Annotated in this window: 10 protein-coding genes and 1 pseudogene; 6 read left to right on the top strand and 5 right to left on the bottom strand. The window is 41.6% G+C overall.

Features of this window, described 5'->3' with window-relative positions; translation table 11 throughout:
• Positions 1-186 (top strand): hypothetical protein (locus AC3DU7_RS09920; RefSeq protein ID WP_488039187.1); only part of this gene is annotated, 186 nt, incomplete at its 5' end.
• A gap of 339 nt (positions 187-525) precedes the next feature.
• Here the strand turns inward: AC3DU7_RS09920 and AC3DU7_RS09915 are convergent.
• Together AC3DU7_RS09915 and bicA are read right to left on the bottom strand one after the other, a co-directional pair.
• On the bottom strand, positions 526-1,611 hold the full coding sequence (locus tag AC3DU7_RS09915; RefSeq protein ID WP_488039186.1) for a sodium-dependent bicarbonate transport family permease: 1,086 nt from the start codon (positions 1,609-1,611) through the stop codon (positions 526-528).
• A gap of 652 nt (positions 1,612-2,263) precedes the next feature.
• Entirely contained in the window at positions 2,264-4,018 is a 1,755-nt protein-coding gene (bicA, locus tag AC3DU7_RS09910) for a bicarbonate transporter BicA (RefSeq protein WP_488039185.1), read from the bottom strand.
• Positions 4,019-4,201: 183 nt separating this feature from the next.
• On the opposite strand from bicA, the gene AC3DU7_RS09905 reads away from it, so the two are divergent.
• Positions 4,202-5,122, top strand: a complete 921-nt coding sequence (locus AC3DU7_RS09905) for a LysR substrate-binding domain-containing protein (protein WP_488039184.1) — start codon at positions 4,202-4,204, stop codon at positions 5,120-5,122.
• A gap of 321 nt (positions 5,123-5,443) precedes the next feature.
• Here AC3DU7_RS09905 and AC3DU7_RS09900 read toward each other — a convergent pair.
• Positions 5,444-5,521: pseudogene (locus AC3DU7_RS09900) on the bottom strand (zinc ribbon domain-containing protein); the annotation flags it as partial.
• 223 nt (positions 5,522-5,744) lie between these two features.
• The gene (locus AC3DU7_RS09895) at positions 5,745-6,134 is read right to left on the bottom strand and encodes a hypothetical protein (RefSeq protein ID WP_488039183.1); all 390 of its coding nucleotides are present in this window, start codon (positions 6,132-6,134) and stop codon (positions 5,745-5,747) included.
• An 82-nt stretch (positions 6,135-6,216) separates the two neighbouring features.
• Between AC3DU7_RS09895 and AC3DU7_RS09890 the strand changes: the two genes are divergently transcribed.
• The 4 genes from AC3DU7_RS09890 (at position 6,217) to AC3DU7_RS09875 (ending at position 13,485) form a co-directional block, all read left to right on the top strand.
• Positions 6,217-8,235: a vanadium-dependent haloperoxidase gene (locus AC3DU7_RS09890; protein ID WP_488039182.1), complete on the top strand. Its 2,019-nt coding sequence runs from the start codon at positions 6,217-6,219 to the stop codon at positions 8,233-8,235.
• 986 nt (positions 8,236-9,221) lie between these two features.
• A complete protein-coding gene (locus AC3DU7_RS09885) occupies positions 9,222-10,496 on the top strand; it encodes a sensor histidine kinase (protein ID WP_488039181.1) in 1,275 nt (424 codons plus the stop codon).
• A gap of 527 nt (positions 10,497-11,023) precedes the next feature.
• The gene (locus AC3DU7_RS09880) at positions 11,024-13,294 is read left to right on the top strand and encodes an ATP-binding protein (protein WP_488039180.1); all 2,271 of its coding nucleotides are present in this window, start codon (positions 11,024-11,026) and stop codon (positions 13,292-13,294) included.
• Positions 13,295-13,344: 50 nt separating this feature from the next.
• Positions 13,345-13,485, top strand: a complete 141-nt coding sequence (locus tag AC3DU7_RS09875) for a hypothetical protein (protein WP_488039179.1) — start codon at positions 13,345-13,347, stop codon at positions 13,483-13,485.
• Here AC3DU7_RS09875 and AC3DU7_RS09870 read toward each other — a convergent pair.
• Positions 13,482-13,993 (bottom strand): formylglycine-generating enzyme family protein (locus AC3DU7_RS09870; RefSeq protein WP_488039178.1); only part of this gene is annotated, 512 nt, incomplete at its 5' end. The genes AC3DU7_RS09875 and AC3DU7_RS09870 overlap by 4 nt on opposite strands.

Below are 13,993 nucleotides of genomic sequence, written 5' to 3'. Positions count from 1 at the left end.
CAGATTTCTAAGCTTGGTCATTTCAGTTATCAGTTATCAGTTATCAGTTATCAGTACCTAAGGCTGTTTGCGGAGCATGACAAAGGTCAAGCAAGAGGCTTGAAGTACGGAATTATTTTTTCTCTTGGTCGATTAGATATGGCGCAGGTTTCGGAGCCATCTCTCGACCGCTTTTTATCCCCTTAAAAGGGGAGGCGCATACCCACGATTTTTCGGTAACAAATCAAACAAGTTGAGTTGTATCCCCGCTACTACCATCTCCACAAGCTTTCTTGCTCCATCTTTACTGGTTCGAAAACCTCAGTGCAGGCGGTGCACTTTTCTTTAACAGTATGCTCATCAATTAACTTACCACTTTGAAATTCTCATTGGGGCTGTCTGCGAGGGTTCCCCGCGCAGTTTATACACTCGGTATTGCCGTTAAATCAGCGCGATTATAACTGGAGTCCTCTTTCAACATTTTTGATAGCCGTCGTGTTGGTCGCCAGGCCAGCGGTTCGCCGACAGACCGCGACCAGTCTAGGCTTAGTTGCCCATCAGCGCCTGAGCAAGCCCGATGAAGAGCGGTATTCCCAAGGCAAGTGCAACCGGCGTGCCGACAGCTGTAGACGAGCCGATGTAGGCAGAGGGATTGGCTGACGGGATACCAGCTCGTAAAGTGGGCGGCCCTGAGATGTCTGAACTGGATGCAGCAATCACGGCCAGGATCACGACACCGCCAAGGCTGAATCCGGTGATGTAGTGGGCAATCATGCCGAAACCAAAAGCAATGAATCCATGCAGCAGCGGCGCCACAAAGGCATATATGGCGTACCACTGGCCTACCTTGCGTAGCTCGCCGAGCCTTGCCGTGGCTTCCATACCCATTACCAGCATCAGTATCGAAAGCAGGCCGCGGAAGAGCTGATTGAAGAAGCTATCATAGACTCTTTCCGGCTGGGTTAGTATGCCTAGAGCGAGGCCAAGCAGCAGTGCCGATAGGGCAGAACCCTGGAGGCTTTCCTTTATGATCGGCCATATCTTAACCCCCTGGCTTGCGGTATCGCGCTTGGGATACCCGCGTGCGGTAATACCCTGGTTGCTGAGATTCTCCTGCTTGCTGAGATACTCGTCTTTAACACCGCGCTGCTTGGAGGTATAAAGGCTAGCCAAGACGATCGCAGTAACTAGGGCTGGGATGTCCATGAAGGGATAGAGTGCGCCGGCCCAGTCTTCGTATAGGATCTTTTCCTCTTCCAGTAGGCTCAGGGCGGCGGCGAGGGTAGAGCCACTCACGGCACCAAACAAGCCGGCGGTCGCAATAGCATCCACGGTTTTGACGTTCGGCAGCAAGCCCAAGGTGTAGCGCCCGATGAACACGATCGCGATCCCCGTTGCCATGGCGAACACCGCAGGCAACAGCATCTGCAGCAGATTGGCCTCGCGGATCGCCATGCCGCCACTCAGGCCGACCCTGATGAGCAGCATGAAGACGATGAACTTATAGATCGCATCTGGAATTGCTAGTCGGCTATTGACGGCGGCAACGACCATGCCACCAATCAGAAAGCCGAGTGTCGGGGACTGCAACTTCGCTAGGAAGAGAGTCAAGAAATCGGAGAAAAAATCCATGTTGTAATTCCTTACTTAATTAAATATTAGAGATAAGTTTGGCAGGCAAGCATGGCCTCAAACTTATAATTTATGAAGATTTACGCTGGCTAGCACAAATTGGAAATTCAATGTCAAATGCAAATCATCAGGTTTTCGACAACCAACTTGGGGAATAACTAGCCAAAGTGTTATCAAGGGCAATTTTTAATATTTTAAAACATTTTTTCTGCTTTCAATACTTGAGACTAGCAAAATAATTTTTAATAAGTAATCACTACGATTATTGTAATATATACTTTTTCAGCGGTTTAGTTATAATCCTAAAATTCTTGATTTTGCAGAGATTAGTCAAAGGCTGTAAAAATTACTCTTAATATACCGAGCGCCATATTCTAAAAATCGGATTTATGAAATCTTTGCCCTGTAAGGACTTTGAGGTATCTTTCCCTTAGTGACAGCCTCGCTAGTTTTAGCTTAGAGACTGTTTGTAAAGTTTTTTAATATACTAATGATTGACCTTTAAACTGTAAAAACTTGGTTATTTATCCCAGATTTATAGGCTAAAATACCCAATTTACGAGGGGTAAAACACTTAATAATTCTTTACAAACAAACTCTGAGAGTTAATATTAACTCTGATTTTCCTTGTTCTGCAAATCAAATCATTGAATTAATTTGTTGATGAAGGATTTTGACCAATTTTCAGATTATCAAAACTGGGTCGAGTGTCGTTAGTTACCTTGGCATTTGTAGAATTGATATTAGCATCAGAAGTCACTAATGCAACAGCATTAACTAATGCTTGTCTGCGATCCACCAACATATTTTGTGGAGGTACAATCTCTAAAACTCCCAGTTTTTCTAAACGTCGTTTGACACTGCCTGTAGCACCAACTAGGAATACATGACGACCTGTATCAACAGTTTCCTGAATTGCATTTTCTATTGCTAGAGCAGAGGTCACACCCATGTGAGGTACTTCGCTCAAATCTACAATCAACACTTCATAGTTATTCAGAAGTGTATGCTGGCGAGAGATAGCTTTGGAAACACCGAAAATCATCGGACCACTGAGGTGGAATAATAAAATCCGACCCTCAGCACGGTCTAGTAATTCTTTCTCATCATTGTCTAAGATAATTGCATCATCAGCATCAGTGATAGCTTTAACATCTTCAGATTTAAGCTGAGTCAGGCGATCGATAGTGAGAATATTAGCAACAAACACCCCAATACCTACAGCAGCGATCAGGTCAACGAATACAGTCAGACCGATCACAGCGTACATAATCATGGCAGATTTCCAAGAGATATTATGGGCACGCTTGAGGAAACCCCAGTCAATAATCTTAATACCAACCTGGAGAGCAATACCTGCCAAAACTGCCATGGGAATTTGTGCAGTCAAACTACCAGCTCCCAAAACCACAATCATTAAAATGAAAGCACGGGTAATACCGGATAGAGCAGAGCGAGCACCTGTATTGATATTAACTACAGTACCCATAGTAGCACCAGCACCAGGGAGACCACCAAACAATCCTGAAGCTAAGTTACCTAAACCTTGACCTATCAATTCTTTGTCAGAGTTATGTTGAGTCCGAGTCAAACTATCAGCAACCACGGAAGTTAACAAAGCATCAATACAGCCAAGCATTGCTAACACTGCCGCATCAGCTACCATTAACTTCAATTGATCTGGAGTAAAGTAAGGCAACTGTAAGCTAGGTAGACCAGTAGGAATTTCACCGATCCGACGAATACCAGCATCTGAGAAAAATAAAATAGAAACTACTGTTCCTACTACCAATGCTAATAATGGTGGTGGCACAAATTTCTTGATCTTAGCTGGTACCAAAAAGAGTATAGCTACTGTTAGAGCGGCTAAACCTGTTTCTATAGGATTAATATTTGTTAAAAGGTTAGGTATATTCTGAAGGGTTCCAACTACACCACCTTTGGGGCTAGCTTGTCCGAGAAACGGACCAATTTGCAGGATAATCAGGATTATACCGATGCCTGACATGAAACCAGAAATCACGTTGTAAGGCATCATAGTAATGTATTTACCAAACCGGAATAAACCAAAAGCAATTTGGAATACTCCTGCCATCATTACTACGGTGAAAGCCATTGCCATACCGTTTTCTGGGTTGGAAGCAGTTAAGCTAGCAATCACTGCCGTGGCTACCACAGTCATCGGTCCGGTAGGCTCAGAAATTAGGGTGGGAGTACCACCAAACAGTGCTGCAAACAAACCCACTAATACAGCGCCATACAAACCAGCAGCAGCTCCGGCACCGGAAGCGACACCGAAGGCTAGTGCCATAGGGAGGGCGATGACAGCAGCAGTCAAACCGCCGAACATATCGCCCTTGATATTTCTAAAATTTATTTTGTTGAAAACTTGTGTAGCAAAAGCCATAAAGATTGATAAGTTTTTCTTTTTTATTTAATTAAGTCAATGATACCCATATTAACCATTGACTATCGTCTATGCCATGATTATTATAGAAATCAATTGGGAATGCAATACTTGATAGTTTGTAATTGCTTATACCAGTCTTAAGATTTTCTTTATTTTTCTTATCTTTAGGAGGAAAAGTTCTTGATTCAGGCAACCTTACATCAGTTGAGAGTCTTTCAGACAGTGGCCCTTCACGGTAGTTTTACTAAGGCTGCTGAAGAGTTATTTATTACTCAACCCACTGTCTCTGCTCAAGTCAAGCAACTGGGCCAGGCAGTAGGTATGCCTTTGTTTGAGCAAATTGGTAAGCAGCTTTACTTAACAGATGTTGGTAGAGAATTATTTGCCACTTGTCAGGAAGTATTTGAACAGCTCGCTCGCTTTGAAATGACGGTAGCTGATATTAAGGGGACAAAACAAGGGCAATTACGTTTGGCAGTAGTTACAACTGCTAAGTATTTTGTACCTAGAATCTTGGGTTATTTCTGCCAAGAGTATCCAGGTGTAGATATTTCTCTGGAGGTGACAAACCACCAAAACATCACTAGACGAATGTTGGAAAACCAAGACGATCTATATATATGTAGTCAACCTCCTGAAGATATACCTCTATGTAGTGAAGCTTTGATGGATAATCCCCTAGTTTTAATAGCGAACAAAAATCATCCTTTGGCAGGCCAGAGAAATATTCCTATTAAACGTCTCAATAATGAAGCTTTTATTATGAGAGAATCCGGTTCTGGTACTCGCCAGGCAGTACAAAAACTATTTGCCAAGCACAAAATTGCTGTGAAAGTGCGCTTAGAGCTTGGTAGTAATGAGGCTATTAAACAAGCGATCGCTGGAGGGCTAGGAATTTCTATTTTGTCAAAACATACTCTCTACTGCGAAAGTTCTGAGTGGGAACTCACCACCCTAGATGTTCAAAATTTTCCGATTAAGCGACAGTGGTATGTATCCTATCTAGCTGGCAAACAATTATCGGTAGTAGCTCAAGCATTCTTGAAATATCTCCGCGAACATACTCAGAAAATGGGTATCACTTCTAGTCTTGTGAGTTGAAATAGCACCTCAGCAGTCAGCTAGCCTCCTAGGTCGGAACTGCGTTAACAGCTTCTAGTTGCGTGTATAATGGGGGATACTCAAAAGAGGCTGCTCCGCGTCTACAAACCCCCATAAAGGTGCACCACGGGCTTTTTCAAATAAGCGTGAGGAACTTATACCGTTCTACTAAACTTACCCAAACTTACCTATACATGGTTACATGAGCTTTGGCAGCTCAGTTCCTGCTTTCCTACGGAATGCTGCGCAAACACTGAAGACCACCGACCGCAGTCTGTAACTTATCTTCGAGAGCAGGCTTAAAATCCCTTGGAACTCAAGCTACTGATACGCATAGTTTTTCAGGTTGACAGCAGCGTTAAAATCTCTGTCAGCTTCAAAACCACATTCACTACATTTGCGATCCGCAAAGCTGCGCTAACATAAGTTCTCAAGTGTAACGGCATTTTCTTTTGATGCCCACAGTTTGAACATATTTGAGAACGCGGAATAGAGTTCTATTGCACTCCGATATGGAAATGATATCATATAGAACCCCCGATCGTATCTTCATAAATATTAAGTTTTTTTAGCTAGGAGTCAGCGGAACGGAGTTCTATCGCGTTCTGATCCGGACATAATATTAATCTACATCTGGATCGTTATTATCAGTATTATCACTATTAATTTGGGACAATTTGTAGAAATATAAATTGTGATAAATCCATAATTCTACTGTTGTCGTTGATATATAAAGTTGTGCATGATAGTAAATAGGAGGCAAGTCATTAGAAAATGACTGCAGGTTCTTCCTGCTTAAAATAAACAAAATAGTTAAGTGAAAATTATTATTTAGGGTCTGCTGATTAAATATAAAAGCATTGGCATATAAAGACAAGTGCCTTTTTGGGGCCTTTAAAAAGTACCTGGTATCACGTCTAAAACGCTCATGCATGGAGCGTATTTTAGGCGCATAGTTGGGCAGAACAAGAACAATCTTGGGACAAAACTTAGCTCCTACTTCCTCGCTCATTCCCCGTTCTTCCTGTCTCCTACCCCAGCAAAAAGACTTTTTCAGCAAACCCTAGTTATTTGTATTAATTTTAAATAATATTATGAATTCTACATCCTCTACATCTCCAAATACTAACAACATTAATCTCACCCTCAGCCCTGAAACTCAACTCGTCACAGTAGAAGATGCTACACCAAGCATTTCTGTGCTGTGGGATAGAGCAGTACAACAAGCAGTAATCAACACCTCCCCCGGTCCGACCATTGCCTCCCGTGCTTATGGCATATTACACACAGCCACCTACGACGCTTGGAGCGCTTACGACCCATTAGCTACATCAACTCAATTAGAGGATAGCCTCCAGCGCCCCCAGTCAGAAAACACCGATGCCAACAAAACTGAAGCAATGAGTTTTTCTGCTTATCGGGTACTATCCGAACTATTCCCTAGTGAAGTAGAAATTTTCAATGAAGTAATGGCGGAATTGGGCTACGTTCCAAACAACACAACCACCGATACTACCACTCCTGCTGGTATTGGTAATGTCTCTGCTGAAGCACTATTAACATTCCGTCGTAATGATGGTTCCAACCAACTAGGAAATGACCCCAATGCTGACGGCACTCCTTACTCTGATATTAGTAGCTATCAATCAGTTAATCCGATTGGAGAGCCCATTAATATTGAGCTGTGGACTCCTGAAAGAGTTCCCATTGATGCTCTACCTGGTGAGGAACAAGGAGTGCAAACATTCCTAACTCCTCAGTGGGGAAATGTTACACCCTTTAGCCTTACATCTCTGGAAGAAATACGACCAGAAGCACCAGAACCATTTTTACTTGTAGATGGTGAGGTGGACTTAGAAACACGGACAATTACTCTAGCAGACCAGTCTGAGGTTGAAATTACTCCCGATATTGTAGGTACAATTATCAATCCTGGATTTATCGAACAGACACAAAGAGTTATCGATTTTAGTGCTAACCTCACAGACGAACAAAAATTAATCGCCGAATTTTGGGAAGATGGGGGTGGTACATCTTTCCCTCCCGGAACTTGGATGACTTTCGGACAATTTGTTTCCGCTAGGGATAATCATACTTTAGACCAAGATGTGAAACTGTTCTTTAATATGGGTAATGCAGTGTTTGATGCTGGTATTGCTGCTTGGAAATCTAAAACTTTTTATGATTATGCTCGACCTGTGCGCACAGTAAGGGAATTAGGGGAACTGGGTTTAATAGGAGAATTTAATCCAGAGCTTGGCGGTTTTGCTATTGATGCTTGGGCAGGTCCGGGAGAAGGCACTCAAACTATTTTGGCAACAGATTTTCTCACCTATCAAACTCCTGGTAGTGACTCTTCACCTCCTTTTTCTGAATATGTATCTGGTCATAGCACTTTCAGTGCTGCGGGTGCGGAAATTCTTGAAAGGTTTACTGGTAGTGATGATTTTGGAGCAGTGATAAGTTTTGAGGTGGGTGAGTCTAGCTTTGAACCTGGTGTGACACCCCAAGAAACGGTTATTTTGGAGTGGGAGACTTTTAGTGAAGCGGCTGATGAAGCAGGTATTTCTCGTCTTTATGGTGGTATTCATTTTGATGATGGGGATCTCAATGCTCGGGAATTAGGGCGAGAAGTGGGGGAAAGTGTTTGGGAGAGAACTCAGTCAGTTATTGCTCCTAATGTTGTTAAGGGTACAATTGATAATGACGATCTAATCGGAACTTCTGAAAATAATCTTGTGTACGGAAATAGAGGTGACGATATTATCCAAGGTTTGGATGGTAATGATTTGCTCTATGGAGGTAAAGGTGACGACCAACTTGATGGTGGTATAGGAGATGATATTATTGGCGGTCAAATGGGTAATGATATTCTCACTGGTGGAGCAGGTGGGGATCTGTTTGAGTTCAGGTCTGGTTATGGCGACGATACGATCGCTGATTTTGAAGATGGAATAGACATCATTGGTTTAAAGGGCGGTCTGACTTTTGAGCAGTTAACTATTTCTCAAATAGGTAATGATACTCGCATTAGTGGCGACCAACTTTCAATTATTTTACAGGGTGTAGAAATAAGTGCGATCGATATTGATGATTTTATGGAGGTTGTTTGAAAAATCACTTGCACGGGACTTATAGCGCTACGCGCAAGTCAGAAGTCAGAAGTCAGAAGTTAGAAGTTAGAAGTAATCCCTGACGCTCGTTTGAGCGTCTATAATTGCCCTAACCTATTTGCGTAATGCTATATAACAGTTTTCATGTTTCATAGAGTACAGAAATTTTGGCTTAAAGGCAGAAGGCAGAGGGCAGAAGTTTTGTAGTCAACATGAGTGAAAACCGCTATATATCATTTTCGGTTAAATAGTTACATCATGTCCGGATAATTAGACCTCTCCGGAAAAGAGAAAGTAGGGAATAGGGAGTAGGGAGTAGGGGGAAATAATTGATGATTTATGCGTATGGGATTGATTTAATTTTTGACGATCGCCAGATGTTTATTAGTGATGAAAAAACTTATCATAAGTGCTTAAACAATAAATCTTTCTATTTTCCCTACTCCCTTACTCCCCACTCCCCTACTATTTTAATAAGAAGTATTCAACCGGACATGATATTACACTTTGGAGGAGGGAAGGCAGCCTGCCTTCTGCCTTCCTTTCATAGTTTTTCGTAACTCGTGATTACTATTTTTTTCTCATTACTCTGTCTCAAATAAATATTTATTCAAACGTGCAAAATACTATTTTTTTTTACTGAAATAAGCGATCAATATCCTTCAATCTGCACTATAGCAATATGATTTGAGTTGTGAGATATTGGCAATTTTTAGGGAACAGGGAACACCGGAGCTGGGAACAGAGAAGAGGAAAAAACGTATCATATGAATATAATAATTGCTATATTCTACACTTTTAAGAAACACCTCAATTCTCACAACTCATTCCTGATTGCTATAGCAAATAGAAACTATTTTTAATTAATCATTTCCTTTTATTTAAAATATATTAAGAATAATGATTAAACTTAACAAAGCTTAACTTAATTATCATATTGTTTTGTAAGGAGTGCAATAATTGTTGAAGATAAGAAGAAAAGTGTTATGTTAGTAAATAAAGACTCTCCATTTATATTAATTGTGGATGACAACCCCACCAACTTATCGGTACTCTCAGAAACGCTGAGTGTTGCTGGATATCGTTTCCGGGTGGCAATGGATGGAGAAAGTGCTTTGGCCTTAGTGGAACGGAATAGCCCTGAACTGATTTTACTGGATGTGGAGATGCCTGGAATAGATGGGTTTGAAACCTGTCGTCAGCTCAAAGCCAATCCTATAACCCAATCTATTCCTATTATTTTTACCACTGCTCTTGTTGATACAGAAAGCAAAACAAAAGGATTTTCCCTTGGTGCTGTTGATTACATTCCCAAGCCGTTCGATCGGGCTGAGGTTTTAGCACGACTACAGGTACACCTTCAGTTAAAACGCTTAACAGAATCCTTGGAAGAACAGGTGAGCGATCGCACAGCAGCCTTGCAAAAAGCCCAAGTACAACTGGTGCAGCAAGAAAAACTTTCTGGCCTTGGTGAAATGGTGGCCGGAATTGGCCATGAACTTAATAATCCGATTAATTTTATTGTCAACAATCTTCAGCCACTGCGAGATCATATAGCTGAAGTGACTGAAATTATCAATCTATATCAGCAGGAGTATCCTATACCCTCACCAGAGTTAGAGGAAGCTATTGAGGATTTGGAGGTAGAATTTGTCTTAGAAGATATAGCCAAAATTGTAGACTCTTTTGCGTTAGGTGCCGAACGGATAAAAAACATCTCAAACTCACTCCGTACCTTTTCTCGCTCAGATAGTGAAACTAAAGTTTGGGCAGATTTGCATGAATGCTTGGATAGCACACTGACAATTTTGCAACATCGTCTCAAAGGTAATGACGATCGCCTCCAAATCAAAATTATTAAGTCTTATGACTTATTGCCTTCAGTGCTGTGTTATCCAGGACAAATGAATCAGGTATTTATGAATATTATTGCTAATGCAATTGATGCCCTCGACGAAGCAACGATCCAGGGAAAATTGGGCGATCGAGTTCCCAAAATTAAGATTACAACTCAAATAAGCTCTGATAAACAAATCGTTCTCCAAATTGCAGATAACGGAACTGGTATTCCCGAATCCATTAAACAACGTTTATTTGAGGCAATGTTTACTACAAAACCTGTTGGGAAAGGCACAGGTTTAGGACTGGCGATCGCCGAGCAAATTGTTGTAGAAAAGCACAATGGCACACTCACAGTCGATTCCCAATTTGGACAAGGAACAATTTTTACAATCAAAATTCCGATTATTGAAACCACATGAAGAAGGAAGAAGGAAGGAGGAAAAAAGGCATTGCTGATTCTGGGTATAATTTTGCCCCCCTAACCCCCCAAAATTGGGGGAGGGCTGTTTCATTCTCAATAGACACGGGGACACGGAGACACGGAGACACGGGGATGGAGGCTTTTAAGTGGCGTTGAACCAGATATTCTCTCAGAGCTTAAAAAGGCTTATTGGCTCTCAAAATCAGCAAATTTTCGTAAATTTCACTGTTCCACGATCCCTTCATCTTCTGTTCTCCTTAAATCGTTAATATACTATACTTTGAAACAGCCCTGCCCAAAATTGGGGGGAATCAAACTTTAAAAGTCCCCCAGAATTGGGGGATGCGCGGGGGCTTAACCAGAACCAAACAATCGCGCATTCATACTTCAATTCAGCAACGCCGGAAAAAGATAATATGCAAGCAAACAGATATGTCAAACTAACTATGACAACTGATAACTGATAACTGATAACTGAAATGACTTCCTATGTATACTAAATTCGGTTCCCTCAAATTTCACTTTATGTCCATCAGAAGTAAAATTATTTCTGGCTATGCTATCGCTCTAGGTGTAGCATTTGCAGGAACTGCATTAGGTTTTGCTATTGGTAATTACTATCAAAACAAGGTACAACAAGAACAAAATATAGCCTCCCACGAAAGCCGACTTTTGAGCGCCCTGCAACTTGATGTTCTCTACAACCGCCCGGCTAAACAACTGGCTCCTTATCTTCAAGAGCCTGAAGCTTTTCGTCGAGAGAGTGGTGCTTTGCTCAAACGACTGCAAAACATTCAGGAATTGCTCGCTAAACACAATAATTCTGGAAAACCAGCAACCCTCGAAGATTTGCAAGCTTTTTTAGAAGACTATGAAGTAACTGTTGAGGAGTTTAAGCAGCGTACAATTACCTTTAAAAAAACAGTACAACCCCTAACCGAGAAAGTTGAGGGTTTAGAAACTGCTCAACAACTCTTGATAAATTTAGTTAAAAGTCAAGAATTTGTTGCTTTTATTGAAGCTCCCGATCTGATGGGAAAATTTTATCAGCTCGCAATTCAAAGAGAAATAGATGCCGAACAAGCCTTAAATGATGCCCAACTTCTACGCAATCAAATTATTGTTTTTAGCTTTGGCCTTTCAGGAGGAGTCGCTCTGATTCTAGCTTTATATACCAGCCATGCCATTGCCAAGCCACTGCAAACAGTTACAGATATTGCTCAATTAGTTACTCGTGATTCTAACTTCAATCTGCAAGCGCCAGTTCAAACTAACGATCAAGTAGGTGTATTAGCAACATCCCTAAATCAAATGATCTGCCGTGTCAAAGAGTTAATTACTGAAAAGCAAGCTTACATCATACAACTGGAAGAAGCCAAAGAAACTGCTAATACAGCCAACCAAGCCAAAACTGAATTTCTTGCCAATATGAGCCATGAACTCCGCACCCCCCTCAATGGTATCCTTGGCTATGCTCAAATCCTTGAGGATTCTCAAACCATGAGTGAGGAAGAAAAGAAAGATATTGATATTATCAAAGAATGTGGCCTTCACTTGCTGAAGTTAATCAATGATATTCTGGATCTCTCCAAAATTGAAGCCCGCAAACTCGACCTCGTGACAAGCCAGTTTCATTTTCCCTCTTTCCTCCAAGGAGTGGCAGAAATATGTCGCATTCGAGCCGAACAAAAAGGCATAAATTTTTACTACTACCCCGATAAAAATTTACCGATATGCATTTGTGCTGACGAAAAACGACTACAGCAGGTATTGATCAATCTCCTGAGCAATGGGATTAAATTTACTGATATTGGTAGCGTTACTTTTAGCATCACTACACAAAAGTTGTCAGATCGATATCACCTGCACTTTGAAGTCAAAGATACAGGAGTAGGCATCACCCCAGAACAACAACAGAAAATATTCCTACCATTTGAACAGGTGGGCGATCGCGCAAAACAGATAGAAGGCACTGGTTTGGGGTTAGCTATTAGTCAAAAGATTGTCAAACTCATGGGCAGTCAACTGGAAGTACAGAGTGAACTAGGTAAAGGCAGTACTTTCTGGTTCGATCTGGAAATGCCAGAAGCACAAGAATGGACAATGGCTGCGAGAACTCTCAACCAGAGAATTATATTGGGTTATCGAGGTAAAAAATATCGTGTATTAGTTGTTGACGATCGCTCGGAAAATCGCTCGGTGGTGGTGAGCTTGTTAGAAATGCTTGGCTTTGAAATGAGTGAAGCGAAAAATGGAAAGGAAGCTCTAGAAAAAATGATGGTATCTATGCCAGATGTGGTGATTACTGATTTAATGATGCCAGTAATGAACGGTTATGAATTACTTAAATATATCCGCAGTTCGGAAAAGTTGAAGGATGTGGTGGCGATCGCTTCTTCTGCTAGTGTGTTTGAAAGTAATCAACAAGAGGCAATGGAAACTGGAGCGGATGTATTTTTGCCCAAACCTATACAAACGGACAGATTATTACAAATTTTACAGCAGTGTCTCGACTTAGAGTGGGTTTATGAACAAAAGACCACAGCATCAACTCAGGTGACTGAGGCTAGAAAAAGTGAAGAAATTGTTGCTCCAGCTATGGAAGTCTTACAAGAGTTACTCACTTTAGTAGAAGATGGTGATATTCAAAGTGTTGTGGAGGTGGCTGAAGAGCTTCTAGCATCGGATGTGACTTTTTCTCCTTTTGCCCAAGAGATTTTGCAATTAGCGAATAGTTTCCAGCTTAAACAGTTGAAAACTTTCATTAAAGAGTGTCTTGATTTTGATGATGGGTGAGGGGAGTGTGGAAGTAGGAGAGTAGGGTTAAACATATAGCAATTGTTTGATTGACACAACATCCTGCGATCGCTTATTCCGGTCAAAAAATAGTTCGCAGAACAGGCCAAAATTCGATCCGCCTGACGGCGGAAACAAAGGAAAAAGAAAAAGAGGATAAAGGGCAAAAGGGAAAAAGAGTAAAGGGTTAAAGAGTTCTCCCGCCATCGCATACTACACGAAAACCAATAAAGCCGTAGTGGTTGTCGCGCCTAAAGAGGCCGTAGCGAATCGCAGAACGGCAGTCATTAGGATTGTCGTTCCAGGAACCGCCACGCAGCGGTGAACGACTATCATTACCATTTAACCAAGGTTTGCCATCAGTAGGAGCATTTTCATAATTATCATGCCATTCATCTGCACACCATTCCCAAACGTTTCCGTGCATATCACTGAGCCCAAAAGAGTTGACGACATCAAAATAGCCTACAGTTGTAGTTTGTTCCCGATATTCTCCTTTCGATCCCTCCCTATAAGAGCCAGACCATTTTCTTCTTTCATTATCCGTTCCTCGATAATTGGCTAAATCTGTTGTAATAGTTTCTCCAAAGTGAAAGGGTGTAGTCGTTCCAGCACGGCAGGCATATTCCCATTCAGCTTCACTCGGCAGTCTATAATTCTTTCCCGTTAGTTTTGAGAGTCTTTCACAGAATTCTACTG

Source organism: Okeania sp. (genome assembly GCF_983059655.1).
Note: the sequence above shows the minus strand (reverse complement) of the source record. Positions and strands in the feature narration are given on the sequence as shown.

Bases quoted from the DNA above. Each gene is read 5' to 3' on its own strand.
- AC3DU7_RS09915 (WP_488039186.1), bottom strand. From the start codon at position 1,611: ATGGATTTTTTCTCCGATTTCTTGACTCTCTTCCTAGCGAAGTTGCAG.
- bicA (WP_488039185.1), bottom strand. From the start codon at position 4,018: ATGGCTTTTGCTACACAAGTTTTCAACAAAATAAATTTTAGAAATATC.
- AC3DU7_RS09895 (WP_488039183.1), bottom strand. From the start codon at position 6,134: ATGAGCGAGGAAGTAGGAGCTAAGTTTTGTCCCAAGATTGTTCTTGTT.
- AC3DU7_RS09890 (WP_488039182.1), top strand. From the start codon at position 6,217: ATGAATTCTACATCCTCTACATCTCCAAATACTAACAACATTAATCTC.
- AC3DU7_RS09885 (WP_488039181.1), top strand. From the start codon at position 9,222: ATGTTAGTAAATAAAGACTCTCCATTTATATTAATTGTGGATGACAAC.
- AC3DU7_RS09880 (WP_488039180.1), top strand. From the start codon at position 11,024: ATGTCCATCAGAAGTAAAATTATTTCTGGCTATGCTATCGCTCTAGGT.